We start from the raw sequence: 25113 nt of genomic DNA on the forward strand, positions 1-25113 counted from the left end.
GCCAGCCACCAACGCAGCTTTTGCTGCATGCCGGTGGCGAGGGCTGGGACGTGCTGCTGTACAAGCCGGCCCAAGCCCACGCCGGCCCAGGAGGCGGCGATGGCCGCCAAGATCAAGGAACTGGGCCTGCCCACGGGTGCGCTCTATTTCGTGCATGTCCGCGATATGATGACAGGCCATGCGCATTTCGAGGCGTCGGGCCCGATCAACGCCGAACAATGGGTCGCCGGAATCGAGCGGCAGCGTGCCATAAGAACGGTGGGAAATGATAAACCTCAGCCCCAGCGCAAGGTGACGCACAGCCCGCCCAGTGCAGAGCGGGACAGGGTAACATCACCACCCGTTGCCTCCACCAGATCGCGGACGATGGCCAGCCCCAACCCGTCATGGCCAAGTCCCGCCTCATCGACGCGGCCACCGCGCAACAGGGCGGTCTCGGCGCTGATATCCAGCCCGTGGCCGTCATCCTCCACCAGCAGCCTGACCGCCCCACCCTCGCGGACGGCCGACACGCGCACCAGGCGTCGGGCGAAGCGGGCGGCGTTTTCCACCAGCGCGCCCAGCAATTCGGTCAAATCATCCCCGGCCAGCGGCAGGGCCAGTTCGTCCGGCACCTCGACATCGAACACCAGCCGCGATCCAGCATCGGTGCGCTCCACGACGCCGACCACGCGCTCCACCACCGCCAGCACCAGCGTGGACAGCCCGTCCCCACCCTGACGCGCCGCTGCGGCGCGGGACCGGGCCAGTTCCGCCTCCACCGCCGCCGCAACGGCAGCGATGGCGCGGTCCAGACCATCGGCGGCGGTCGCCGCCCCCTCAATCCGCGCCCGCCGGCTTTGCGCTGACAGGGCAGCCAACGGCGTCTTCAGGGAATGGGCCAGATCGGCGGCGCGGCGGCGCGCACGGGTCAGATCGCGCTCACGCGCTTCCGCCAGATCGTTGATGGCTGCCGTCAGGGGTTCAATCTCGCGCGGGTGCAGCGCTTCCATACGGGTTGACGGGCTACGGCGCAGGGCGGCCAGTTCCGCCCGCACCCGTGCCAGCGGCGCCAAGCCTAAGCGCACCTGCACCCAAGCCGCCAGCATCAGCGCCGACCAGAGCAGAGCCAGAAACAAGGCCAGTTCCAGACCGAACTCCCGCCTCGACGCAAGCAGATCATCCTCATCTCGGGCCAATTGCACCAGCACCACCTGCCCGCCCTCCTCCAACCGGACCCGGCGTTCAATCAAGAATATGGGCCGGTCGAACGGACCCGGGGCGGCGCGGGCACGCCAGCCCTTCCGTTCCGGCAACTCTGCCCCCGGCAAGGTTTCGTCCCACAGCGAACGGGAGCGGAGTTGGCCGGCATCGGTTGAAAGCTGCCAGTAAAGGCCACTGGCCGGCAGGTCGAAGCGGGGATCGGAGGGCAGCCGCTCCACAACCGGCGCGCCCTTCGCATTGACTGAAAGCTCGGCCAGCAACTCATTGGCATCGACGGCCAACTCGTCGCCCGCCCTCCGCTCGATATGGCGGGCGAACAGCAACGCCATGATCAGCCAGGCTACCAGCATGGCGGCGAAGATGGCAGCCCCCGCTCCCAGCAGCAGGCGCAGGCGCAGCGAACCGCCTGTCACGCGGTCGCCCCGGCCAGCAGATAGCCGAAGCCGCGCCGCGTCTCGATCTGGTCGGCCCCCAGCTTGCGCCGCAGGCGCAGGACCAGGGCCTCGATGGCGTTGGCATCGCCGGCGTCGGCCACGCCATAGATATGCTCGGCCAGTTCCGCCGCCGGCACCGCCCGGTTCGGCTGATGCGCCAGATAGTCCAGGAAGCGGTATTCCAGCGGCGACAGGCGCACGGGCCGCCCGTCCAGGGTCACCATCATGCGGCGCGTATCCAGGCTGATGCGGCCGCAGACTAGCAGCGACGACGCGCGACCCGCGGCGCGGCGCACCAGGGCCCGGACGCGAACCACCAGCTCGCCGAGCTCGAACGGCTTGGCCATGTAATCGTCGGCCCCACTCTCGATACCTTCCACCTTCTCCGTCCAGTCGCCGCGTGCCGACAGGATCAGCACGGGAAACAGCCGGTCGGACGCGCGCCAGCGGCGCAGCACCGATAGGCCATCCAGACGCGGCAGACCCAGATCCAGCACGGCGACGGCGTAATCCTCGACATCGCCCTGGAACCAAGCATCCTCACCATTGCGAACCAGATCGACGATGAAGCCGGCATCGCGCAGCGCATTGGCCAGATCGGCGCCGACATCGGGATCATCCTCCACCAGCAAGGCCCGCATTCAGTCCCCCTTGCGCTTCAGGACGGCGCCGGTACGCCCGTCCAGCTTCAGTTTCAGCACGCGGCCATCGGGCGCCAAGACCTTGACGTCGTAGGAAAAATCATCCTCCAGCTCAATTTCCAGGATGTCGCCGGGCTGTTCGCGCGACACGACCTCCAGGATACGGACCAGGGGCAGGATTTCCCCCCGGCGCAGCGCCTCGCGCGCCGCGTCATGGTCCTTGCGTTTCTTCTTGCCGGTGTCGTCACCGGCCCAACCGGTGGCGACACCGGCAAGGGCCAGAACCGGCAGGACAAGGGCGGTGAAAAGGGTGGCGCGGCGGCTGGTCATCATGATGGCCAATCTAGCATGGCGAAACTGACAGCGGGCTGACGTATCGCACCAAGCGGGCGTCAGCAGCACCCCTGTAGATCAGGTCCTGTCGCAACCGCTCACCAAGGAGCCCGATCATGAAGAAGCAAATCTTCTCCCTCGCCCTGCCCGCCCTGATGCTGGCCACCGCCGGCTGTGCCGCCTATGCCCAGGCGCCGGCAGCTACCGCCCCGGTGCTGAGCCTGACCGAACTGGAAAAGCGCGCCACGGCGGAAGGCATCGTCCTGGTCCGCGAGATCGAGATTGAGGACCGGATGGTGGAGGTCAAGGGCCTAGACGCCCAGCAGCGCAAGGTGGAACTGGTCCTGCACCGGGTGACGGGCGAAGTGCTGTCGCGCGAGGTGAAGCTACCCAAGCACACCCGCTAATCCCTTGCAACCGAACAAGAACAAGAGGAAATGACCGATGCGTCACCCCAACCTCGCGGCGGCCGGGCTGGCCGCCGCCCTTTGCCTTGGCGCCGGTGCGGCACTGGCTTCGCCCTATGATATCGGCACCCCCTCGGTTTCCGGAGATACCAAGCTGAAACTGACGCTGGAGCAGAAGGACAGTGCTGTAAAGACCACCAGCACCCTGCCGAAATTCGCCCTTGCCATGCCATTGGCCACCGACCTGGAAATAGAGGTCGCAGCCACCCGCCTTCAGATCGACAAGCCGGGCGTACGCACCCAGCAGGGGCTGGGGGACATGGAGATCAAGGCGAAATGGGTGTTCCAGCGGGAGGATGGGGCAACACCCGCCATGGCCCTGGAGCCCAAGCTGATCCTGCCGACCGGCGACCATGGGCGCGGGCTGGGCGGAGGCGATGCGCAGATCGATCTGCCCGTGCTTATCGCCCGCAACTGGGGCAAGGCCGGACTGATCGCCAAGCTGGGCTACAAGCATGATTTCGCCGGCAAGGGCGGTGACAGCAAGTTCACGACGGGTGTTCTGGCCACCTACAAACCCGTGCCAAGCCTACGGGTGGGTGTCGACCTGATCGCGGAAACGCCGCGCGATGACAGCGAAAATTACAAGCTATTCACCGATATTGGCGCCAACTGGAAGGCCACGGATACCATTGAGGTCCAGTTACTGGCTGGCCGCAGCCTGCGCACCCCCGACCACAATCCCGTGACACGGGCCAAGATGGTGGTGGAATTCAAGATTTGAGTGAATGCGAAGAGGGGGCGGAAATCCGCCCCCTCTGACAATAAGCCTGGCTGCAGGGATCAGAACTCCAGCGTCCACCCAAGCGAGAAGGTCCTGCCGTGGCCAGCGAAATACTGGTCGTCCGCCGTGGCGGCAACATAGCGCTGCGTCTGGGCGTAATAGGTGATGTACTGCTTGTCGAACAGGTTCTCCATGGCGAAGGTGAAGCGGCCGTAATCGCCGCTGTCCCAGGTCAGGGTGGCATCGGCGGTGGTGTAGCCCTCGAAATGTTCTTCCAGCACCGGATGGCCATTGGTGATGGTGCCGCGTCCCTTGTTGATGTCGCGGTCGAACAGATGCGTGGCATGGACGCGCAGGGTAAAGGCATGGTCGATGCGCCAGTTTGCGCCCGCCGTCACCTTGTCCGGCCCCTGGTTGCGCCCGCCCAGCGCCAGGTCCAGCGGCCGCCCCACCGCTTCCGCCGTCTTGCCCCGCGTGCGGGAATAGTTGGCGTTCAGGCTCAGTGTATCAGTGGCATGGACCTCGCCCGTCGCCTCGATACCCTTCACAGTCGTCGGCACACGCAGGATAGTGCCCAGCCCGTCGGTGCCGACGCGGATGGTGCTGCCCATCTTGGAACGGCTGTCATAATAGGAGAAGCCGAGATTGCCCCAATGCGCCCGCCAGTTGACGCCGACTTCCTTGCTCCTGGTAACGACGGGCTGGAGGTCGACCAGTTTTTCCACGCTCTGGTTCGGTACGGCGATGGCGCGCAGCGCGATGCCCACGTCAGGCAGGCCGAACCCTTCCGAATAGGCAGCGAAAGCAGAGAATTCCGGGGCGAAACGCCAGACGACACCGGCATTCTTCACGGCCTTGGAGAAGCTGCGCTTGCCGCCCTTCACCAGATGGCCACGCCAGTTGTTGTTAAGGCGTCCATAGTAGCCCAAGGTCGTGAAGTCATCGACCTTCATCTCCGCCCATTCGCCACGCACACCGCCGCGGAAGGTGAAATCGTCGATGTCATATTCCAACTGGGTGAAGCCCGCGGTTGACTGGTATTTCAGCCAGGGCATCCAGGTGCGGTTGGTCAGGGCATAAAGCTGGGTCGTCTTGTCCCATAGCTGGTCACCGCCCAGGGTCAGCTCCAGCCCCGGGATGAACAGGTCGGGGCGGACATAGGTCAGCTTGGCGCCCAGCTTCTCATCGATCAGCTGTGACTGGTCGACCAGCATGCCCACGGGCTTGATGTTGCGGTCCTGGGCGGCGATGGCCGTGTCGGGGCCGTACAGCACGTCGGCGTCATGCTTGAAGACCTGCAAACTCACGCTGCCACCCAGCAGATCGCCGTGTGAATAGTCGAAATTCAGGCTGCGGATCCTGTTGGTCGGCGCCTCGCCCTCGTCATAGCCACCCTTCTCGGACTCCGTGGGGACGCCCAGACGGGCATTGCCCGTCTTCTCGATATAATCGCCCTCGCCATAAAGGCGGAAGCGGTTGATGCTGGCCTGGAAGCGCTGATCACCGATTTCCTTGCCGACCTTCAGGTAGAAATTGTTGCCATGGCTGTCGGCGGTATCGCCGGCCACGCTGTCCACGCCGATCGACTTTCCACGTCCGTCATACATCAGGCCACGCCGCTGGATGCCGGCAAAGGCTACCACGTCCAGCATGTCGGACTTGTGGGATAGGGTATAGCTGGTCTTGGCGTCCAGGCTGTCGGACTTGAACTGCGACATGACGCGGGCATCCAGCTTGTGGTGGGTGCCCTCCTGCTTGGCGCTGCGGGTGATATAATTGACGATGCCGCCGGTGGCCCCCATGCCATGGATGGCCGAGGCGCCGGAGATCACCTCCACCCGCTCCACGATGGCGTTGTCCAGGAAATAGCCTTCGCGGCGGCCATCGCGCAGCGGGTTTCCCTGCGGGATACCGTCCAGCATGATCAGGGCGCCACGGCCGCGGATGCTCTCACCCGCCGAAGTCAGCTTCTGCCGGCCGGGGGAGAAGCCCGGCACCGTGGCCGCCAGCATGGCCGACGGATCGTCCGACACCTGGAACTGCGCCTGCAATTCCTTGGGCGAGATCACCGTGATGGCGCCGGGGATCTTATCGATGGCCTTGGCGCTGCGCGTGGCGGTCACGATGATCGGCGTCAGTTCTTCCAGCTCACTCTCGGCAGTCTGGGCGCCGGCGGGCAAGGCCATGCAGAAGCCGGCGGCCAAGATGGTGGTGCGGAACAATGATTTCTTGAGATCCATGTCATCCTCCCCAGGATACTGCCAACCATGTTTTTGGTTCGGCCTGTTTCAGCGCGGTTTGTTCTTTGAAATCGGCAAAGCTTCTCCGTCGCCCCCGGACAGAGGTCCGGGGAATGAAGGTGCTGCAGGTCAGTTTGAATACTGCTGGTGATCAGGTTCTGTTTAACCGAATACCCCTGTCACCAACCTGTCACCGCCATCAGGAAGCAAACGGGAAAATCCCGAACAGCAGCGATGCGACCAGCATCACCAGGCAGGAACCGATGGCCCATTTCAGGGTGAAGCGCTGGTGGTCGCCCATGTCGATCTTGGCCATGCCCACCAGCAGGTAGGTGGAGGGCACCAGCGGGCTGAGCAGATGCACCTGCTGCCCGATCAGGGAAGCGCGGCCGATCTCTTCCAGCGTGATGCCATATTCGGCGGCGGTGCGGGCCAGGATCGGCAGCATGCCGAAATAGAAGGCGTCGTTGGAGATGAAGAAGGTGAAGGGCATGGAGATCAGGGCCGTGATCGGCGCCATATAGGGGCCGACCGCATCCGGGATCATGGCGATCACCGACTCCGCCATGGCGTCCACCATCTTGGTGCCCGACAGGATGCCGGTGAAGATGCCGGCCGCGAAGATCAGCGACACGACCGACAGGGCATTGCCGGCATGGGCGCGCACCCGGTCCTTCTGATCGTCCAGCCTGGGATAATTGACCATCATGGCGATGGCGAAGGCCAGCATGAACAGCACCGCCAGCGGCAGCACGCCCATGATCAGCATGGCCATCAGGCCGGCCGTCAGGGCGGCGTTGAACCACAATAGGCGGGGGCGGCGCGTGCTGTGGGCGGCGTCATGATCCTCCTGCATCCAGGTCTCCATGACGCCGGCCCCTTCCACCTCCCGCGCCGGATCGACGATGGCGCCCAGGCGGTTGCGTTCCTTGCGGCCGAAATACCAGGCCACGCCGATGACATAGAGCGCCGTCACCAGCATCGCGGGCAGCATGGGAATGAACAGGGTGCCGGGATCGATATTCAGCGCCGTGGCCGCCCGCGCCGTGGGTCCGCCCCAGGGTGTCAGGTTGGTGATGGCCGCCGCCATGATGATGATGCAGGTCATCATGCGGACATTCAGGTTCAGGTGCCGGTAGAGCGGCAGCAGCGCCGACACCGTGATCATGTAGGTCGTGGTGCCATCGCCATCCAGCGAGACCAGCAGGGCCAGTACGGCCGTGCCGACCAGCACCTTGACCGGATCGCCATGCACGATGCGCACGATGCGCTTGACCAGCGGGTCGAACAGGCCGGCATCGATCATCAGCCCGAAATACAGGATGGCGAACAGCAGCATGACCCCGGTGGGGGCCAGGCTCTTCACGCCCTCCATCATCATCTTGCCCAGGCCATCATGATGGCCGGTCAACAAGGCGAAGGCGACAGGCACGACCATCAGCGCGATCAAAGCGGTCATCCGCTTGGTCATGATCAGCACCATGAACGTCGTCACCATGGCGAAGGCTGTTATCGACAGCATCGGCCGTTCACTCCCCTTATGGCCGGCCGCGCGGGGGTGCCCCAGGGCCGGCGGATTTATCTGGTGGCTGCCGGAACCGGACATGGGTTCATCGGAGCATTTGCCGGATGCTATGCGCGCCTAGCTTTCACCAAGCTGTCAGGTTGAAAACCTTGTTTGCGGCACCGGTGACAGGCCCGTGAAAGCATAGGGAGCCATGCTGTGTGCAGCGTCCAAGACGACGCCTTTTCCAAAATCGGGAGGAACGGACCTTGATGAAGGCCATCCAAAGCCGCGTCGCCACGGCACTGCTGTTGGGCACCGCGATGCTCGCCACGCTGCCGGCCGCGGCACAGCAGCTCTATACGCTGGACACCGCCACCATTCTGCCCAGCACGGATACCGACTGGGATTATATCAAGCTGGAACCCCACGGCACCCGCCTGTTCATGGCCAGGCGCAAGGACGGCCTGACCGTCTTCGACATCCATACGCGCAAGGTGCTGGGCACCGTGGCCAACTCCGTCGGCGCCAACGGCCCCCTGCTGCTGCCGCAGTTCAACCGTGGCTATGTGGCCATGACGGATGGCACCCTGCTCAGCTTCGATCTGAAAACCCTGGCCGTGATCGACCGGATCAAGCTGGCCGATGATGGCGGGCTGAACGGGGCGGTCTATGAGCCGACGACCAAGCGCGTGCAGGTGGTGGTGGGCTCCCGGCCTGAAAAATCGCACTGGTATACGATCGATGCCGCGACGGGCAAGGTGCTGGGCAAGAAGGAATTTCCCTTCCGCAAGATGGACGATCCGGCCCCCGACGGTAAGGGCAACCTGTTCGCCCCGGCCCGCTATGACAATGTCATCCTGAAGCTGAAAGCCAAGGACCTGTCCGAACAGACGCGCTTCACGGTCGGCGACTGCGTGCAGCCCGTGGCGCTGGAATATCAGGCGGCCACCAACCGGCTGCTGCTGGGCTGCCGTGGCGACAAGCCGCTGTTCCTGGCGCTGGATGCCGATACGGGCAAGGTCCTGACCCAGATCCCCATCGGGCGCGGCATCGACGGCATGGCCGTGGACGAGAAGCGCCATCGCATCATCACCAGCAATGGCGGCGACGCCAACCTGACAGTGATCGCCCAGGAAGGCCCGGACAGCTACCGCCTGCTGGGCAATGTAGCCACCCGCCCCATGGCCCGCATCATGCAGATCAACGAGGAAGATGGCAGCCTGCATGTCGTCGGCGCCGACCATACGGTGGGCCCGCCGGGCGAGAAGGGGGCGAGTACCGTCACCTATCACAAGGACAGCTTCACGGTGATGAGCTTCAAGCCGGTGGAGTGATTATGTGGGGCCGTCATTAGGCGGCCCTTCCCTCCACATCCGGACAAAAAGAAACGCCCGATCCAGGGGTCTCCGGGATCGGGCGTCAAGTTCGTGCCATTACCTTGAGGGGGTGGGCACTTCAGGAAGGAAGGAAACGCTACAATCTCACTTGGCGGCGGCGAACAGGGCCGCGTGACTGGCGACATCCTTCTGCATGCCGTCGCGCAGGGCATCGGCCCGCACCAGATATTCCGCCGCACCCTTGCCGCTGCCTTCCGGGTCCTTGAAGGCGAAGACGATGCAGCCGACATTCTGGGCCTTGGCGTCGCGCAGCGGCACCAGCACCAGGAACTTACGCACGGGGTCGGTCTTCTTCCAGCGCGGGTCGATGATGGTGAAGCCTTCCTCCACCACCATCACATCGTCAGCGCTGGACACCTTGCCGATACGATCGGGGAAGGAACCGGCGAACATGGTGTAAAGGTTGCTGGCGCCCGGCGGCACACCGTGGAACGTGACGCTCAGCAGGTCGGGATTGGCCTTCATCAGCCCTTCAACCAGGGTCTGGGCATGGATCTTGTGGGCCGGCGGGTTCCAGTTCTTGGTTACCGCCGCCGGTGCCGGGTTTGCGGTTTCCGCCGCCAGGGCAGGAACGGACAGGAACGGCAGGCAGAGTGCGGCGGCCAGCAGCATGACTTTACCGGAACGCATGGTTTTTCCTCCGATTGTGTTTCATTGGGGGCCAGTACGGGCCCGCCGCTTCATCGATGCCCAAGGCGATCGACAGGCATGGATTGCCAAGCCCTGCACCGGGACGGATACCCGTCGGTACCGGGACCCGATGAAGCGGCGGAAGGGAGGGAGATGGGGGGATACCTTTCATCTCCGCGACAGAAACCATCCTAAGTGCCGGTGACTGTCATGAACCTGTCGCCGGCTGGTTTTCTTGCGAGAAAATCGTCTTATTGGCCGTCGGGCCCCTCAACCAGCAGCACCGACGTCAGGGCCTGACGTGACCGCAGCGGCAGGAACACGCCCTGTTCGGCGACCTGTTGCTGCCCCTCGCGGCTGAGGATGAAACGGATGAATTCGGCCAGCAGCGGGTCCAGGCGGCGACCAGGTGGCCGGGAGACCAGCAGATAGACGGGCCGGACCAGCGGATAGCGGCCGGTGGCGGCATTATCATGGTCGGACACCTGGAACGGCTCCCCTTCCCGCTCCGCCAGCGCCACCGCCCGCACACCATCGATCAGATGGCCCATGCCGGTGAAGCCGATGGCGGCGGGGTCCGCAGCGACACGGGCCGCAACCGTCCGGTCGCCGGCATCACCATCCCCATCCCGCCAGTCACCATTTTCCAGCACGCGGGCGCGCAGGAACTGTGCCTTCGCCGGTTCCTCCCCCCGCCAGCCACCGACGCCGACAACGTGCACGGGCCGGTCGGCCCAGGCCGCAACACCCAGGTCGCCCCAGGTGGCCACCGGCCCCACATACCCGCGCCGGCGGGTGCGGGAGAACAGCGCGTCCAACTGGGGCAGCGTCAGCCCCGCCACGGGATTGTCGCGATGCACGATGATGGCGATGGCGTCGGCGAAGCCGAAATGCCGCCAGCTGCCATTGGCCACGGGGATATAGAGCGGATCATGGCCATGGGCGGCCCGGAACCGTTCCAGGTCGGCCGCCGACAGGTCGCGCGACATCAGCGCGAAATCCAGCTTGCCGTCCAGAAACAGACCCAGCCGCGCGCTGGCATCGGCCAGCGGCGGCCCGTAAGGCGGCGGGGCTATCACTTCCACACCTGGATGCAGGGCGTGGAAGGCGTCGGCCCAGCGATGGAAAAGGCCGGGCAGGATCGCCGGCACGAAGCCTTCGATCCGCCCGGCCGACGGCCCGCCGCGGGAGGGGGTATAGGCAGGCAGGCCGGGATCGATGTCGACCCTGGGTTCCAGCCTTTCCGGCAGGGGCCGGCCCGCCTGTTCCCAGGCCTGGTCCGCCCCGGCCGGCATGACACCGGCCAGGGTAACAGCGAAAACAGTCAGCAGGGCCGGCAGCGCCCGCATCACAATCAGGCCTCCGGCTTGCCCAGCGACCAGGCGATGACGGCGCCATAGACGGTCAGACCTTCTGCCGTCAGCGCGGGGAAGCGCGGCGCGTCCATGGGGAACAGGGCGCGACGGGCCGGGGCCACGGCGTCATGGTCCATGGTCGCCCCCTTCTCATAGACGAACATGGTCGCATGCTCGGACTGGTTGGGGATGCTGGCAATGATCTGGGCCCCGGCCGGCGGCCGCGACCAGGCCAGCACGCCCGGGTCCTTGTACAGCTTGAACATGCCGACGGGGAAACCGGCCGTGACCGGATGCGATCCCCGGACCAGATGCACATAGTTCTCCGGCGGATACAGGCTTTCCTTATGGTCGTTGACGCCATAATCGGTGTTGCGGCGGCGGGAGACCATGTGCAGGGCATCGACGGCCTTGGCTTCCAGCAGGATCACCGGTGCCTTGGCCTCGGCATACTTGCTGCCCAGCTTGTACTTGTTGGTGCTGGCCGAAATGATGATCAGGTCCTTGCCCTCGGCGTGGCTGTCCGGGTCCATATGATCGACGACGGTGATCTCGAAACCCAGCGACTTCAGCCAGTCGAGCTGCGCCAGATCCGACGCCTCATTCTCCGGCCAGGGCAGGTCGAAGCGGCGCACGAACAGCAGCTTCTTGCCCTTGGCCAGGCTCTTCAGCGTTTCAAGCTGCTGTGCCGGCGTCGCGGTGACCGGCTGGTCGGGCGTGCTGACGGCCCAGCGCAGCGCAGCGTCGAACACGCGCTTGCCGGCGAACCAGGCGAACTCATCCGGGTCCTTGGCGGCCGGCCCTTGTGCGTCCGACAGCTTGGAGAAGCTGTTGTCACCCAGGAACAGGCCGACACGACGGGCCGGTGCCACATATTCATTGGCCATCATCGCCCCCTTCTCATACGAGAAGACGGCGGCCTGATTGCGGTCATCGCCGAAGGTGACGGCAATATCGGCACCCAGCGAAGCCTTGCCCCAGGAAGGATCGGTGACGCCGGCACTGAACAGCAGCGGCGCGAACATGCCCTGCGGCAGCTTGGCCGCCTTCAGGATGGCATTCGTGCTGCTGGTGGCGTGGGCGTAGTAATCGGCATGGTTCTCGTTATGGAACGGCTTCTCGCGCACCACGGAGAAGTCGCGATGCAGCATCCGGCCCGTCATGTCCATGTCGCCGAAGGAATAGGCGTTCCAGGTCACCACCGGCACGGCGGCGTCATGATATTTGCCGCGCAGTTCGCGGGCATTGACGGTGGAGGAGATGACGATCAGGTCCTGGCCCGTGGCGGCACCCGCATCGGCATCAGCCTTCACCATTGTGACCTTGCTGCCCTTGGTTTCCATATACTGGCGGATCAGCGGGTCGTCATTCTCGGCCCCCTTCTCCACCTCGCCGGTGACGAACAGGATCTTCTTGCCGCTCAGCGCGTCGGGGGCGACAGCGGCGGCATGGGACAGCGCGGTGGAAGCGAGCAGCAGGGCGCCGATGGCCGCAGCCTTGGTGAGATTCTTCAGCATGGGAGTTTCCTTCAAGGAAATCGTTTGGAGCGGGTCAGGCCGCCGACGGGCGGCCCGGCACCTCGTGGTGCCGTGAGCCAAGCCGCCAGAGGCGGCGCCCGGCGCCTGAGGGACCGCACAAGGTCTCATTTACCGATGACCAGGATGCCGTCGGCGCCGACCGCGAAGGCCTTGCCGCTCTTGGCATCGAAGGCCACGGCCGTGCCCTTGGCCCCGGCGGGAACCGTGGCTTCCAGGGTCGCCGTCAGCTTGGCGTTCTGGATGACGGAGACGGTGCCATCCTCGGTCGGGATGAACATGCGCGTCAGGCGGGCGGGCGCGAACTGCATGGCCACACCGGCCGTGCCCTTGCCCTTGGTCTCCACCTGTCCGATCATCTGGCCGGGATCGGGATCGACGATGATCATCCGCTCATTGGCCGCCGCGACATAGATGCGGCGCTCCTTGTCGTCCAGCGACAGGCCCGACGGCTTGGTGCCCGGCCAGACATCGATGGTGCCCTGTTCCTTCAGGTCGGCGGTATGCACGACATGCAGCACGTTGCGCGCGGCATCCGCCACGAACAGGTTGCCGCGATTATCGGCCACCGCCTGGCGCAGATCGCCGCCCAGCTTCACATTACCTGCCGCCTTGCCCGTGGCGGCATTGATGGCGGTCAACTGGCCATCGGTCCCGCCCGATACGAACAGCTTGCCGCTGCGGGCGTCGAATTCCAGCTCGCCGGCCCCACCTGCCTTGGCAGTGCTGACGATCGCCAGGGTGGAAAGGTCGAAGATGGTGACGCTGTTGTCGGCGGCCACGCTGGCGAAGCCGCGCTTCAGGTCGGGCGCCAGGGCCAGACCCGTCGGCGCGCCCCTCAGCGCCACCTGGCCGACCTTCTTTCCGGCCTCGATATCGATGACCTCGACCCCGCCCTCGCGCGCCACATACAGGCGGCGGGCGGCGGCATCGACGCGCAGGGCCGTGACGGCGCCCTGGCCGTCGGTCTTGATGGTGGAAACGACGCGATAGCCGGTATCGGCCGCGGCCGCCGGCAGTGCCGCCATCAGCATGGTGGCGGCCAGCAAGGAGGTGCGAAGCAAGCGGTTCATGGAACGTCCCTATCCCTATGGTCGGTGGATGGGGAACGAGGTTCGCCGGGCCGAACGGCCGGCAATATGCTTCCGCCGCCGCCACGGGTTCTGCCAAACCGGTCGCGGGCGGAAAACCCTCCTCCCCTGTCAGGATGTCCGGCGCGGCCGGTTCCCCTTCTTTATGGGAGCAGTGTTGCAGGGATTGCTGTCATCAACCTTTCACCCAAGGTGAGGAGCGAAAAGATTTACCCTATGCCGGCTTTTCCACCTTCTGGAACGACACCGCCACCCTCAGCCCCTTGCCGTCCTTGCCGACATCAAGATCGATGCTGGCCAGCATGGAACGGGCCAGCGCATCCACGATGGACAGGCCCAGGCCGCTGCCCGGCCGTTCCTGGTCGCGGCGCAGGCGATAGAAGCGGGTGAACACCTTCTCCCGGTCGACAGTGGGGATGCCCGGCCCGTCATCCTCGATGATCACGGCAACATGGCTCTCTTTGTCCTGCATGCGGATCGTGACCGACCCGCCGCGCTGGTTATAGCGGATGGCATTATCGATCAGGTTGCCGACCAGCTCGCCCACCATGATCGGGTGAGCCAACGCTTTGAATTCTCCCTCCTCGGGAACGTCGAAATCCAGGTCGATCCACGCCTCCAGCGCCTTGGGCACAAGTTCGCCGGCGACATAGCGCACAGCAGCGCGCAGATCCACCTCAGCCAGTTCCAGGCTGCCGGCATTGGCCCCGTCGGCGCGGGCGAGTGCCAGAAGCTGGATCAACAGATGCTGCAACCGGTCCGTCGCCGTTTCGATATCGGCCAGCGACCCGCCCGGCATGGCCAGTTGCGGCTCGGCATTCTTCAGCACGGAAATATGGGTGCGCAGTATGGAAAGCGGGGTGCGCATCTGGTGCGAGGCGTCGGCCGTGAAGCGCCGCATACCCTCCACCGCATTGTCCAGCCGGCCCAGCAGCGCGTTGAAGGCCAGCACCAGGTCGCGCAGTTCCAGCGGCACCCCGTCGGTGGACAGCGGCGTAAAGTCGCTGGATATCCGCGTGTCCATCTCGCCCCGCAGCCGGCGCAGCGGCTTCAGGCCCCAGCGCACCACCACCGGCAGCATGAAGGCCACCAGCACCATCAGGGCGCCTTCCAGCAGCGCCAGCGCCGCCAGCATGCGGGTGGCCAGCAGCTTGCGCGCCTCCAGCGTTTCCGCCACCTGCACGATGATGGCGCCGTCGACGCGCGGGATGCGCCGCATCTCCGCCACGATGCGGATCCAGTAGCCGCGATAACGGGCATAACGGAAGACGGGCTGGCGGTCGGTGAATTCCGACGGCTCGATGCGCGGCATGTCGCCATAGCCGGTGATCAGCACCTCGCCATGGCGCACGCTGTAATAGATGTTGTCACGCAGCTCATTCTCCAACATGCCCAGGATGGGGGCCGGAAAATCCACCGTGATCTCGCCATCCTCCAGCGCCAGCGTCTCCGCCACATGGCGGGCCGACGCGCTCAGCAGTCGGTCATTCACCCCTTCCACCAGCTTGTGGATGGTCCAGGCTCCGCCAAGGGCCAGCAGCAGCGACAGCACGGCCATGGGCCCGACCAGCCCGCGCAGCAGGCGGCTGGTCAGTGACGGCGTGTGGCCCCCTGCTGTCACGAAATGTCCAGCATATAGCCCAGGCCCCGCATGGTGCGGATGCTTGGGCCATCGGGTTCTAGCTTCTTGCGCAGGCGGGCCACATAGACCTCAATGGCATTGGGTGCCACAACCTCGTCGAAGCTGAACACTTCCGCCGCCAGCCGCTCCTTGGTGATCAGCTTGCCCGGACGGGCCGCCAGCCGATCCAGCACGGCCCATTCCCGCCGGCGCAGGTCCAGCGCCCGGTCATTGACCATGGCCACGCCCCGTGTGCGGTCGATGGTCAGGCTGCCCAGGGTCAGGGCGGGCGACGGCTCCCCCTGCGACCGGCGCAGCATGGCGCGGATGCGGGCCGTCAGTTCCGCCGTATCGAAGGGCTTCAGCATGTAGTCGTCCGCCCCCAGATCCAGCCCGGTCACCCGGTCCTGGATGCTGTCGCGCGCCGTCAGCACCAGGACCGGCACCTTGCAGCCCCTGGCCCGCAGGCGCTTCAGCACCTCGAACCCCGTCATGTCAGGCAGGCCTATATCCAGGGTGATGATGGCATAGGGTTCATCCAGCGCTACTTCCAGCGCCCCCTCCCCATCCTCCGCCGTATCGACAGCATAGCCATCGGCCCGCAGGCTGGCCGCGATGCCGCGGGACAGTGCCGGATCGTCTTCCACCAAAAGAACCCTGGGCATGGCGCCCTCCGCCGGCTGATTGGACAGATCAGAATTGGCGGACATTATATAGGATGGCATAATCATTTTGGCAAACCGATCTTCAATCCTATAAATATTTACTTATGATATCACGAATATTGTGCGGTGAAGCATTATTTATTGCGATGCAATATCCACGTATGTCAGCTTCGTGACAGGTTCGGCGTGATAGAATGCGGTCAACACCCGGCATCACCGGGCACGAATGATAAGGTCGCCTGCTGAAATGGCGGCCGCACAGGGAGGTTTCGATGAAGCTGCTGGCGACAGCGCTGCTGGTGACGGTCGTCATCCTGGTTCCGGACGGGGCGGCCGAGGTGCCCGCAGGATATCCGCGTTCCTACAAGAAGATCATCGAGACGGCAAAGGCAGAAAAGGAGCTGCTGATCTATTCTGCCACCGACCAGGAACAGATGACCGACCTGCTGGCCGATTTCCACCGGCTTTATCCGGAGATTGCGGTCGAATACATGGATATCACCTCCACCGAGATCTATAACCGCGTGGTGGAGGAGGTGAACGACAAGTCCGGTACGGCCGACCTGTTGTGGAGTTCGGCCATGGACCTGCAGATCAAGCTGGTCAATGACGGCTATGCCCAGGCCTATGCGTCACCGGAAAAGCCGAACCTGCCGGAATGGGCCGTTTGGAAGAACGAGGCCTACGGCGTGACGGCGGAGCCGATCGTCTTCGGCTACAACAAGAACCTTCTGCCGCCTGACAAAGTGCCGAAGACCCATGCCGATCTGATGGCCCTGCTGCGCCAGGACCCGGCCGCCTATCGCGGCAAGGTCGCCACATACGACCCCATCCATTCCGGGGTCGGCTTCCTCTACCTGACCCAGGACATGCAAGCCAATCGCGACACCTGGGACCTGCTGCGGGCATTGGCCGGGGTGGAAACGAAATTCTACGCCTCAACCCTGGAAATGGTGCAGAAGCTGGCCAGCGGCGAACATGTGCTGGCCTACAATCTGATCGGCTCCTACGCCTTTGCCCGGCAGGAACAGCATCCGGCACTGGGCATGGTGGTTCCCACCGACTATACGCTAGTCATGTCACGCATCGCCCTGATCCCGGCGGAAGCGCGGCACCCCAACGCCGCCCGCCTGTTCCTGGATTTCCTCTTGTCCAAGCGCGGTCAGGCGCATCTGGCCGACCGGCACATGGCCCCGGTCCGCTCCGACGTTCCCACCCCCGACGATGCCCGCCTGGCCCCCGACCAGGGCCACGCCATCCGCGTCGGCCCCATGCTGCTGGCCAATCTGGACCAGGCAAGACGGGCGCGGTTCGTGAAGGACTGGAACAAGCTGCTGGCGAAGGATTGAGAAATCTGGCGGATGTCCCGCCAATAGAGTTTGTCAGTTCCACAGAGAATCTTCTTTCCCGCCTTCCCGGATTTCGCCGGGAAGGCGGGAAATATCAGCTGAATAACTTAGCACTCATTCACTTCACCGGCGCGAACAGGCTCTCCAGGTTGGGGATTTCCTTGTTCAGGCCGTCGCGGATGGCGATGCCCGGCTGCATGAAGTCGGTGTCGATCTTGCCGGACGTCGGCGACTGGTTGAAAGCGACGACCATGGCGACGGGCAGGTAATTGCCGGCGCTGTCCTTCAGCGGCAGGACGATGGAGACCTTTTTGCCGAAATTCTCCGTGCCCCACTTGGACTCCACCTGTGTCACGCCCTTCTTGGCGGTGATGATGTCACCGGGGGAGGAGGTGTTGCCGATACGGTCGGGGAAGGAGCCGGCGATCATCGTATAGGTTTCGGCCGGCAATTCCTTGGGCACGGCATGGATGGTGATGCTCTGCACCTCCGGATGTGCTGCCATCAGCCGGTCGACGATGGCCTGGGCCTTGATCTTGTGCGCCGGGGCACGCCAGTTCTTGGGCGTCGTCGGGGTCGACGCGGCGCGGGGGATTTCGTCATTCGCGGCATAAGCGGCGGGCATCGCGGCGAACAGGGCGACGGCGCCCAGAGCCAGGATGGCGGTACGGTTCTTCAGCGACTTGGTCATTTTCCTCATACCTTTCAATGCGTTATTGTTGGGGTCATTCGTAGGTCAAGTCGAGCCGCAGGCGAGCCCTGACAAGCGACAGCGCCATTGAATGTTGGGGCTCGCCTGCGGCTCGACCCGACCTACGGCCATTGGATCAGTCCAGCTTGGCCAGTTCCGCCGCCGCCTCCTGGGCGGTCAGCGGGAAATATCCTGAATACAGGATCGGTTCCTGGCCTTCCCGGCTCAGGATGTAGCGCAGGAATTCCCGCACCTGCGGAGCCAGCGCCTCGCCCGGCCGGCGGACTAGGCGGATATACATGTAACGGGTCAGCGGATAGCGTCCGGTGGACGCCGTCTCCCCCGTGCCGGCAATGAAGGGACCGCCCTTCTTCGTAGCCAAGGCCAGCGGCTTCAGCCCCGGCCCGCCCTCCTCGAACCCGCCAAAAGCGATGGCGGACGGGTCAGCGGTCGCCGCCTTGGCCGTCTCCGCGATGGTCCCTTCCTTGGCGCCGGCGTTCCACGCCCCGCCCTTCAGCACCATCATCTGCATCGACATGGCGTTGGGGGCAACGCGCGGCGGCATATAGAGCGTGATGGGCCGGTTCGCCCATTCGCCCTTCAGGCCCAGTTGTCCCCAATTGGCGATGCTGGGATCGGCCCCCAGGATGGCGGCCAGTTGGTCCAGGCCGACGCCCGTCAGCGGATTATCCTGATGCACGAACACGGCCTGCGCCGTGGTCCGCTGCGGCGTGTTGAAGCCGCCGCGCGCCACCTTGATCTCCAGCAGGCGTCCCGGCCCCAGCACCTCGTCCGCTGCCGCCTGTTCCTGCGGCCACAGCTCACGACCCATGGGCGCCAGATCGGCCTCTCCGGCCAGCAGCGCCTGGAAACCGTTCAACGTGCCGACATGTTCCCAGCGCTCACCCTTCGACACGCCGGGATGCAGGCGGCGGAAGCGCTGTTCCCAGCGATCCACCAACGTCTTCATGCCATCGCTGCCCACACTGCGGATTTCCCCCGATACGGGGGAAGCAGGCTTGTAGGCCGGCAAGGCCGGATCCAGCACGGCCAGATATCCGCCGATCCGCTCCCGCTCTGCCGCCAGATCAGCAGCCGGCAGCGGCTGGAACCCCGGCTTTGCCGCCACGATGGCCTGTCCCTCGCGGCTCAGCGCAAAGGACAGGAACTCCTTGACCAGCGGCGGCAGCGGCGAACCCGGCCGCTTGTTCACGGCCAGGAAGGCAGGCCGTCCATCGGCCTGCAACGCCACCCGCACCATGACGGGTGTCTTCATCATGTCGCCATGGAACTGATGGGCATAGGGCGACAGTTCAGCGGGCACCGGCTCGCGCAGCATCGGACCCAGGTCCGCCTGTTCGAACATCAGGGCACCGACCGCCATGGCGCCGCTGCGATGTTCCCAGCGCTCGCCCTTGGCCAGACCCGGCTGCTTGGCCCGCAACGCCTCCAGCCACGCCTCCATCAGGGGCGCCATGGCCGGATCACCCACGCTGTTCAGGCTGCCCGCCACCGTCCGTTCGGCGCGATAGGCGGGCGGTACATCGGCCGCCAGCGCCGCCGTCCCCGTCAAGAGACAGGCCGCCAGCAAGGCAGCGGCGGATGTGCGGTAGAGATACCGTCCCATCACCGCCCTCACCGGGCCAGCATGTCGCGGCTGCCGGCCACCTGGGCAGCGCGCAGCGGCAGGAAGATGCCATGCTCGCGCACCACGGCCTGGCCATCACGGCTCAGGATGAAGCGCAGGAACTCTTCCAGGGCCGGGTCCATCTTCTGGCCCGGCTTGGCATTGGTGTTCAGGTAGATCAGCCGGCTCAACGGATAGGTCGCGGCGGCCACATTCTCATAGCTGGGCGCCAGGAACGGTCCCGCATCCTCCACGCCGACGGGGATCACCTTCACCGCACTGTCCACCACCGACAGGCCGGTATAGCCCAGCGCGTCCCTGTCGGCGGCCACGCGGCGCGCCACGGGGAAGACGACGGGGTCCATGTTCATGTCCTCGCGCCACTCACCACGCTTGGCACCGACATTCAGCACGCGCTGACGGATGAATTCCTCGAACCCGTTCCAGGGCTTGATGCCATAGAGCTTGATCTCCCGTTTGGCCCAGACCGGATCGGCGACGCCCAGGTCGCCCCAGGTCTTCACCGCCGCCCCGCCGCGATGGCGCGTGGTGGACATCAGCGCATCCAGCTGCTTGAAACTCAGCTTTTCCAGTGGGTTATCCTTGTGGACAATGAAGGCCATGCTGTCCAGGAAGCCGAAATGCCGGTAGGAACCACCGGAAATCGGCACCGAGGTCGGGCCGTAGCCGAACTTTTCCTGGAAACTGCTGATGTCGGTGGGCTTCAATTCGCGCGACACGAAGACGAAGTCCACCTGTTCCTTGATCAGTTCCAGGGTGCCCAGGCTGCCGGCCATGGGCTTGTCGATCTCGACCTTGAAACCCGGATGATGCTTGCGGAACGCCTCCACCCAGGCCGTGACCAGGGTGGGCAGCACGTCGGACGATCCGGCCTTGAACTGCTTGTTTATCTTCAGCCCCTTGGTGGGCACAAACGGCGCCAGACCGGGATCGAGGGTGGGCTGCAGCAGTTCCGGCGTGGGCAGCGTACGGCCATTGGCCTGGGCCGCCTTCTTCTCCTCGTCCGTCTGGGGCACCACCACTGTCGGGGCGGGCAGCAGCCAGGTGACGGGGCCGGGCGTAATGGCCGGCGCTGGTGCCGCTTCCCCGCTGGCATGGGCCACGGATGCCGGCGCCAGGGCAATCAGGGCCGTCAGGGCGGCGGCGGTCATGAACTTCATTGGTCAGCTCCCTGCCCGTTCACGGGCTTCTCATTTCAAGGCGGGGTTTCGGCGATGCCTCAGAACTCCCGGCTCCAGCTCAGCGACAGCGTACGCCCGTGGCCGGCGAAATACTGCTCGTCGGCATCGGCCACGGCGTAGCGCACCGACTGCGAGAAATAGGTGACGTAGTATTTGTCGAAGATGTTCTCGATACCCAGCCCGAAGCGGCCATAGTCGGTATCCAGCGAAGCGTTCAGGTCGAACAGCGTATAGCCGTCGAAATGCTCCTCCAGCAGGTAGCGGCCATTGCGCAGGGTGCCACGCCCCTCATTCACGTCGCGGTCGAAGAAATGGCTGGCCTGGATACGGACATTGGCGCCGGGCTGGAAGCGCCATTCGGCCCCGAGGTTCAGCTTGTCCGGCCCTTGGTTGCGTCCACCCAGTGCCAGATCCAGCGGCCTGCCAACGGCTTCCGCCGTCTTGCCACGGGTCAGCGCATAGCTGGCGTTCAGCGACACCTCGCGCACCGGCCGCCATTCGGCGGTCGCCTCCAGGCCACGCACCCGCGTCGGCACGCGCACCAGCTCGCCCAGCCCGTCGGTGCCAACGCGGAGCGCACTGCCGAACTTCGATTCCGATTCATAGAGCGAGAAACCGATATGGCCCCAATGCTGGCGCCAGTTGGCTCCGATCTCCCTGCTCTTGGTGACGATCGGCTTCAGGTCGAACAGATCGTCGACATCCTTGTTCGGCAAAGACACGGTGCGCAGCAGGATGCCGACATCGGGCAGGCCGAAGCCTTCGGAATAGGCGGCGAAGGCAGAAAGCCCGTCACCGAAGCGCCAGACGCCGCCTATATTCTTCACCAGCTTGCTGAAATCCCGCTCACCGCCACTGACGAGGTGGCCAACATAGCCGTTGTTCAGCCGCCCGTAATAGCCAACTGTCCGGTAGTCATCGACCTTCAGCCGACCGTCTTCGTACCGCACGCCACCGCGCACGGTGATGTCTTCCCAGTTATATTCCAACTGCGTAAAGGGTGCGGTGGCCTGGTAATCCAGCTCCGGCATCCAGATGCGGTTGGTTATGGTGTAATATTGCTCGGTCTTGGCGAAGATCTGATCGACACCGGCGGTCAGTTCCAACCCTTCCACCAACAGGTCCGGCCGTACATAGGTCAGCTTTGCGCCATCCTTCCGGTCGGTCAGGGCGTTCTGGTCGTACAGCGTGCCGACCGGCGCGATATGCGGGTCCTGCGCAGCGGGAGCGATGTCCGGACCAAGCTGCGCGAAGGAACGGTGGTTGAACAGTTGCAGGTCCAGGCTGCCGCCCAGGAAATCGGCGTTGGAATAGGCGAAGCTCATGCTCCGGACGCGGTTGAAGGCCGCCTTGCCGACGGGGTAGAAGCCCTTCTCCGACGTGGTCGGCACGCCGGCCACGGCATTGCCCGCCACCTCGCGATAGTCGCCGTCGCCATAGATACGGAAGCGGTTCAAGGTGAACTGTACGCGCTGGGCATCGAAATCCTTGCCCAGCTTCACGAAGACATTGTTGCCGTGGCTGTCCATGCTGTCGCCGACGGCACTGTCGACCCCGATCAGGTCGCCCTTGCCATCATAAAGCATGCCGCGCCGCTGATAGGCGACATAGCCCAGGAAATCCAGCAGGTCCGACTTGTGGGTGAGCGTATAGCCACCCTTTATCTCCAGGTTGTCGTCGCGGAACTGGGAAAGTGCCCGTATATCCAGCTTGTGATGGGTTCCTTCCTCGGGCGAACGGGTGATGTAGTTGATGATGCCGCCCGTGGCACCCATTCCATGGATGGCCGAAGCGCCGCTGACCACCTCGATGCTGGAGATGACGGTGCTGTCGACGAAATAGCCTTCCCGGCGCGCGTCGCGCAGCGGATTGCCCTGCGGAATGCCGTCCAGCATGATCAGCACGCCGCGGCCGCGCACCGATTCACCGGTGGAGGTGAGCTTCTGGCGCGACGGCGTGTAACCCGGCACGGACGCCGTCAGCGCTGCCGACGGATCGTCGGAAATCTGGAACTGGGCTTCCAGTTCCTTGGTCGAAATGACGGTGACGGCACCCGGAATCTTGTCGATGGCCTTAGCGCTGCGGGTGGCCGTCACGATGATCGGCGTCAGTTCCAGATCGTCCTCCGCTGGTGCCGTCTGCGCCAAGGCCGGCACAGCCAGGCCGAGACTGAGGACACTCGTATGGAGCAGCATCTTCCTGAACGACATATTTTCCTCCCCATGACCGCCGCACTCTTCGGCACGGCTTATTTCTCTGGTTTCGAAGACGATATCGTCAGCTTGCTGTCAGGAACCTTTCATATGCTGGCCGCAGAAAATAATCCCGACCGCTTCATCGAACAGGAGAGGATATGATCCGCACCATCTTTACGGCATTGCGGCTATGTGCGGTGCCGATCGCGGTCGCGATGGCGGGCCCGGCCGTGGCCGCGACTTGTCCGCAGGACCTGCCCGCCTATCGCCCCGCACCGCTGGAATTTCCGGCGGGTGCATCCTACGTGATGCCCGACGGCCGCATCCGCATTGTCGGCTATAACGACATGGCGGAGATGCTGGAGGGCTTGGGCGCGCTGTTCACCGCCGCCCATCCGGGATTCCGGTTCGATCTGGTCCTGAAGGGCACGCGCACGGCACCGGCGCCGTTGACGGACGGCACCTCGCTGTTCGCCCCCATGGGTGCGGAGATCGAGGATGCACCGCTGACAGCATATCGCGCCGCCCACGGCCGAGATCCGTTGGAATTCAAGGTGGCGCATGACTCGTTGAACCCGGCAGCACTGTCTTCACCGACCGGCGTCTTCGTCCACAAGGATAATCCCCTAGACAGCCTGACGCTGGACGAGATCGCCGCTATCTTCGCGACCGGCCCGGCGCCCAGGACGAAGTGGGGACAGGTCGGCGTGCGGCAGGGGTGGCGAGAACAGCCCATCCATCCCGTTGGCTTCAGTGATGAAACAGCGATCGGCCAGTTCCTGCGGCGGCATAAGTTCGCCGGCCGGCCCTTCGTGCCGGAATACGACGGCAAGCCCAAATCGCGCGACGTGATGGAGGCCGTGGCCCGTGACAAGCTGGCCATCGGCTTGGCCAATCTCAATCATGCAACGCCCGGCGTGAAGGCGTTGGGCATCGCCGCGCAGCCCGGGGGTCCGGTGTTCCACGGCACGGAAGAAGGTATCCGGTCCGGCCGGTACCCGCTGGATCGTCATCTGCTGATCTATGTCCGGCAATCGGCCGATGGCGCCATCGACCCGGTCGCCCGCGAATGGCTGAACCTGATCCTCTCCTGCGAGGGACAGCAGGTGATCGCCGCCGGCAGGCTCGGCTATATTCCTCTCAATTCCGCTGAACTCGCGGCGGAACGGGCCAAGTTGCCGAAGTAAAATCATCTGCACCCGAAAGGCTCAAGGCTCTCTTAATCCCGACAACGAAAATCTGGAGATGCGGCCCCGACGCCTTTGGCACCGTCAGCTATAGCGCTTGTCCAGCGCATCCCATTCGGGCTTGCCGACCAGGCGCTGGCGTTCGGCGAAGGGGGTGACGAGGCCGCTCTCCTCCTTCACCTCTTTCTCGTCGCGCAGCACCGTGAGTGCCTTCTGCATGCCCATGACGGCCCCCTGCAGCGCGGCGTTGGCGTAGAGCACGATGCCATAGCCGAGTTCGGCCAGTTCGGTGGCGTTGAAGATCGGCGTCTTGCCGCCGATGACCATGTTCATCAATTGCGGCCGGTCCAGACGCTGTGGCAGGGCGCGGACTTCCTCCGCCTTTGTCACCGCCTCCACGAACAGGATGTCGGCCCCGGCCTCGGCGAACCTCGCGGCGCGCTCCACAGCGGCTTCGAACCCATGCACGGCGGCGGCATCGGTGCGGGCCATGATCAGCAGGTCGGGGTCGCGGCGGGCGTCGACGGCGGCCTTGATCTTGGACACCGCCTCATCGGTGGAGATGACGTCCTTGCCGTTGAAATGGCCGCAGCGCTTGGGTGCCACCTGGTCTTCCAACTGGATGCAGTCGGCCCCGGCCCGTTCCAGGGTGCGGACGGTGTGATAGACATTCAGCGCATTGCCGAAGCCGGTATCGGCATCGACCAGCAGCGGTACGTTGACCGTATCGCGGATGCGGGCCGTGTGGTCGGCGATTTCGGCCAGGCCCATGAAGCCCTGGTCTGGCATGCCGAACCACATGTTGGTGACACCGGCGCCGGTGACATAGATGGCCTTGAAGCCCAGATCTTCGATGACCTTGGCGGAGAGTGCGTTGAAGGCGCCGGGCACGATGGCGCCACGGCGAGCCTCGACCAGGGCCTTGAGTTGCTTGCGGGTGGACATGGATTTTCCTTGAATCTTGGGAGAGGTTTTCGGGACCGGAAACCTCTCCGGCGGCGACTGCCGCGGCGCCCATA

22 protein-coding genes are annotated in these 25113 nt (G+C 64.6%); 6 read left to right on the forward strand and 16 right to left on the reverse strand.

The genetic code is table 11. From position 1 onward, the window contains the following. Positions 1-275: 275 nt before the first annotated feature. The 3 genes from ABC729_RS09035 to ABC729_RS09045 are packed head-to-tail and all read right to left on the reverse strand — an operon-like array spanning position 276 to position 2611. Positions 276-1616, reverse strand: coding sequence for an ATP-binding protein (locus ABC729_RS09035; RefSeq protein WP_495607293.1), 1341 nt, complete (start codon positions 1614-1616; stop codon positions 276-278). Next, complete coding sequence (locus tag ABC729_RS09040) at positions 1613-2278, reverse strand: response regulator transcription factor (RefSeq protein WP_495607294.1); 666 nt, start codon at positions 2276-2278, stop codon at positions 1613-1615. The genes ABC729_RS09035 and ABC729_RS09040 overlap by 4 nt, the downstream gene beginning before the upstream one ends. After that, a complete protein-coding gene (locus ABC729_RS09045; RefSeq protein WP_495607295.1) occupies positions 2279-2611 on the reverse strand; it encodes a PepSY domain-containing protein in 333 nt (110 codons plus the stop codon). Between the two features lie 116 nt (positions 2612-2727). On the opposite strand from ABC729_RS09045, the gene ABC729_RS09050 reads away from it, so the two are divergent. Both ABC729_RS09050 and ABC729_RS09055 read left to right on the forward strand, forming a co-directional pair. After that, positions 2728-3018 (forward strand): PepSY domain-containing protein, encoded by a 291-nt coding sequence (locus ABC729_RS09050; protein ID WP_495607296.1) that lies wholly within the window; start codon positions 2728-2730, stop codon positions 3016-3018. Between the two features lie 37 nt (positions 3019-3055). After that, on the forward strand, positions 3056-3802 hold the full coding sequence (locus ABC729_RS09055) for a transporter (RefSeq protein WP_495607297.1): 747 nt from the start codon (positions 3056-3058) through the stop codon (positions 3800-3802). 59 nt (positions 3803-3861) lie between these two features. On the opposite strand, the gene ABC729_RS09060 is transcribed toward ABC729_RS09055, so the two are convergent. Both ABC729_RS09060 and ABC729_RS09065 read right to left on the reverse strand, forming a co-directional pair. Continuing rightward, positions 3862-6042, reverse strand: a complete 2181-nt coding sequence (locus tag ABC729_RS09060) for a TonB-dependent receptor (protein WP_495607298.1) — start codon at positions 6040-6042, stop codon at positions 3862-3864. 199 nt (positions 6043-6241) lie between these two features. Beyond that, entirely contained in the window at positions 6242-7564 is a 1323-nt protein-coding gene (locus ABC729_RS09065; RefSeq protein ID WP_495607299.1) for a CitMHS family transporter, read from the reverse strand. A 254-nt stretch (positions 7565-7818) separates the two neighbouring features. Here ABC729_RS09065 and ABC729_RS09070 point away from each other — a divergent pair, with 254 nt between their 5' ends. Beyond that, complete coding sequence (locus ABC729_RS09070) at positions 7819-8883, forward strand: YncE family protein (protein WP_495607300.1); 1065 nt, start codon at positions 7819-7821, stop codon at positions 8881-8883. Positions 8884-9030: 147 nt separating this feature from the next. On the opposite strand, the gene ABC729_RS09075 is transcribed toward ABC729_RS09070, so the two are convergent. From ABC729_RS09075 to ABC729_RS09100, 6 genes are all read right to left on the reverse strand, one after another. Next, the gene (locus ABC729_RS09075; RefSeq protein WP_495607301.1) at positions 9031-9576 is read right to left on the reverse strand and encodes a hypothetical protein; all 546 of its coding nucleotides are present in this window, start codon (positions 9574-9576) and stop codon (positions 9031-9033) included. A gap of 251 nt (positions 9577-9827) precedes the next feature. Beyond that, positions 9828-10925, reverse strand: coding sequence for a PstS family phosphate ABC transporter substrate-binding protein (locus ABC729_RS09080; protein ID WP_495607302.1), 1098 nt, complete (start codon positions 10923-10925; stop codon positions 9828-9830). 5 nt (positions 10926-10930) lie between these two features. Further along, positions 10931-12448, reverse strand: coding sequence for a hypothetical protein (locus ABC729_RS09085; RefSeq protein WP_495607303.1), 1518 nt, complete (start codon positions 12446-12448; stop codon positions 10931-10933). Between the two features lie 125 nt (positions 12449-12573). Then, complete coding sequence (locus tag ABC729_RS09090; protein WP_495607304.1) at positions 12574-13539, reverse strand: hypothetical protein; 966 nt, start codon at positions 13537-13539, stop codon at positions 12574-12576. A 232-nt stretch (positions 13540-13771) separates the two neighbouring features. Continuing rightward, positions 13772-15178, reverse strand: coding sequence for a sensor histidine kinase (locus ABC729_RS09095; protein WP_495607305.1), 1407 nt, complete (start codon positions 15176-15178; stop codon positions 13772-13774). Continuing rightward, positions 15175-15843 carry a response regulator transcription factor gene (locus ABC729_RS09100; protein ID WP_495607306.1) on the reverse strand — a complete coding sequence of 223 codons (669 nt, stop codon included), beginning with the start codon at positions 15841-15843 and terminating at the stop codon, positions 15175-15177. The genes ABC729_RS09095 and ABC729_RS09100 overlap by 4 nt, the downstream gene beginning before the upstream one ends. 272 nt (positions 15844-16115) lie before the next feature. Between ABC729_RS09100 and ABC729_RS09105 the strand changes: the two genes are divergently transcribed. Further along, positions 16116-17192 carry an ABC transporter substrate-binding protein gene (locus ABC729_RS09105; RefSeq protein WP_495607307.1) on the forward strand — a complete coding sequence of 359 codons (1077 nt, stop codon included), beginning with the start codon at positions 16116-16118 and terminating at the stop codon, positions 17190-17192. 118 nt (positions 17193-17310) lie between these two features. Here ABC729_RS09105 and ABC729_RS09110 read toward each other — a convergent pair whose 3' ends face one another. The 4 genes from ABC729_RS09110 to ABC729_RS09125 form a co-directional block, all read right to left on the reverse strand. Continuing rightward, positions 17311-17883 (reverse strand): hypothetical protein, encoded by a 573-nt coding sequence (locus ABC729_RS09110; RefSeq protein ID WP_495607308.1) that lies wholly within the window; start codon positions 17881-17883, stop codon positions 17311-17313. 136 nt (positions 17884-18019) lie between these two features. Beyond that, positions 18020-19510 (reverse strand): PstS family phosphate ABC transporter substrate-binding protein, encoded by a 1491-nt coding sequence (locus tag ABC729_RS09115; protein WP_495607309.1) that lies wholly within the window; start codon positions 19508-19510, stop codon positions 18020-18022. 8 nt (positions 19511-19518) lie between these two features. Beyond that, positions 19519-20691, reverse strand: coding sequence for a PstS family phosphate ABC transporter substrate-binding protein (locus ABC729_RS09120; protein ID WP_495607310.1), 1173 nt, complete (start codon positions 20689-20691; stop codon positions 19519-19521). Positions 20692-20750: 59 nt separating this feature from the next. Then, positions 20751-22922 carry a TonB-dependent receptor gene (locus tag ABC729_RS09125; protein WP_495607311.1) on the reverse strand — a complete coding sequence of 724 codons (2172 nt, stop codon included), beginning with the start codon at positions 22920-22922 and terminating at the stop codon, positions 20751-20753. Here ABC729_RS09125 and ABC729_RS09130 point away from each other — a divergent pair. Next, positions 22896-23069, forward strand: coding sequence for a hypothetical protein (locus ABC729_RS09130; RefSeq protein WP_495607312.1), 174 nt, complete (start codon positions 22896-22898; stop codon positions 23067-23069). The genes ABC729_RS09125 and ABC729_RS09130 overlap by 27 nt on opposite strands. After that, complete coding sequence (locus ABC729_RS09135; protein WP_495607313.1) at positions 23066-24094, forward strand: PstS family phosphate ABC transporter substrate-binding protein; 1029 nt, start codon at positions 23066-23068, stop codon at positions 24092-24094. The genes ABC729_RS09130 and ABC729_RS09135 overlap by 4 nt, the downstream gene beginning before the upstream one ends. Positions 24095-24178: 84 nt before the next feature. Here ABC729_RS09135 and ABC729_RS09140 read toward each other — a convergent pair whose 3' ends face one another. Further along, positions 24179-25039, reverse strand: a complete 861-nt coding sequence (locus ABC729_RS09140; protein WP_495607314.1) for an isocitrate lyase/PEP mutase family protein — start codon at positions 25037-25039, stop codon at positions 24179-24181. Positions 25040-25113 lie beyond the last annotated feature (74 nt).

It is taken from the genome of Niveispirillum sp. CC-CTL257 (genome assembly GCF_059489915.1).

What these genes read in the sequence shown, in the direction of transcription:
- ABC729_RS09050 (WP_495607296.1), top strand. Translation starts at nt 2,728, where the DNA reads ATGAAGAAGCAAATCTTCTCCCTCGCCCTGCCCGCCCTGATGCTGGCC.
- ABC729_RS09065 (WP_495607299.1), bottom strand. Translation starts at nt 7,564, where the DNA reads ATGCTGTCGATAACAGCCTTCGCCATGGTGACGACGTTCATGGTGCTG.
- ABC729_RS09085 (WP_495607303.1), bottom strand. Translation starts at nt 12,448, where the DNA reads ATGCTGAAGAATCTCACCAAGGCTGCGGCCATCGGCGCCCTGCTGCTC.
- ABC729_RS09115 (WP_495607309.1), bottom strand. Translation starts at nt 19,510, where the DNA reads ATGGGACGGTATCTCTACCGCACATCCGCCGCTGCCTTGCTGGCGGCC.
- ABC729_RS09125 (WP_495607311.1), bottom strand. Translation starts at nt 22,922, where the DNA reads ATGTCGTTCAGGAAGATGCTGCTCCATACGAGTGTCCTCAGTCTCGGC.
- ABC729_RS09055 (WP_495607297.1), top strand. Translation starts at nt 3,056, where the DNA reads ATGCGTCACCCCAACCTCGCGGCGGCCGGGCTGGCCGCCGCCCTTTGC.
- ABC729_RS09060 (WP_495607298.1), bottom strand. Translation starts at nt 6,042, where the DNA reads ATGGATCTCAAGAAATCATTGTTCCGCACCACCATCTTGGCCGCCGGC.
- ABC729_RS09080 (WP_495607302.1), bottom strand. Translation starts at nt 10,925, where the DNA reads ATGCGGGCGCTGCCGGCCCTGCTGACTGTTTTCGCTGTTACCCTGGCC.
- ABC729_RS09100 (WP_495607306.1), bottom strand. Translation starts at nt 15,843, where the DNA reads ATGCCCAGGGTTCTTTTGGTGGAAGACGATCCGGCACTGTCCCGCGGC.
- ABC729_RS09120 (WP_495607310.1), bottom strand. Translation starts at nt 20,691, where the DNA reads ATGAAGTTCATGACCGCCGCCGCCCTGACGGCCCTGATTGCCCTGGCG.
- ABC729_RS09135 (WP_495607313.1), top strand. Translation starts at nt 23,066, where the DNA reads ATGATCCGCACCATCTTTACGGCATTGCGGCTATGTGCGGTGCCGATC.
- ABC729_RS09045 (WP_495607295.1), bottom strand. Translation starts at nt 2,611, where the DNA reads ATGATGACCAGCCGCCGCGCCACCCTTTTCACCGCCCTTGTCCTGCCG.
- ABC729_RS09110 (WP_495607308.1), bottom strand. Translation starts at nt 17,883, where the DNA reads ATGACCAAGTCGCTGAAGAACCGTACCGCCATCCTGGCTCTGGGCGCC.
- ABC729_RS09075 (WP_495607301.1), bottom strand. Translation starts at nt 9,576, where the DNA reads ATGCGTTCCGGTAAAGTCATGCTGCTGGCCGCCGCACTCTGCCTGCCG.
- ABC729_RS09070 (WP_495607300.1), top strand. Translation starts at nt 7,819, where the DNA reads ATGAAGGCCATCCAAAGCCGCGTCGCCACGGCACTGCTGTTGGGCACC.
- ABC729_RS09040 (WP_495607294.1), bottom strand. Translation starts at nt 2,278, where the DNA reads ATGCGGGCCTTGCTGGTGGAGGATGATCCCGATGTCGGCGCCGATCTG.
- ABC729_RS09105 (WP_495607307.1), top strand. Translation starts at nt 16,116, where the DNA reads ATGAAGCTGCTGGCGACAGCGCTGCTGGTGACGGTCGTCATCCTGGTT.
- ABC729_RS09090 (WP_495607304.1), bottom strand. Translation starts at nt 13,539, where the DNA reads ATGAACCGCTTGCTTCGCACCTCCTTGCTGGCCGCCACCATGCTGATG.
- ABC729_RS09130 (WP_495607312.1), top strand. Translation starts at nt 22,896, where the DNA reads ATGGAGCAGCATCTTCCTGAACGACATATTTTCCTCCCCATGACCGCC.
- ABC729_RS09140 (WP_495607314.1), bottom strand. Translation starts at nt 25,039, where the DNA reads ATGTCCACCCGCAAGCAACTCAAGGCCCTGGTCGAGGCTCGCCGTGGC.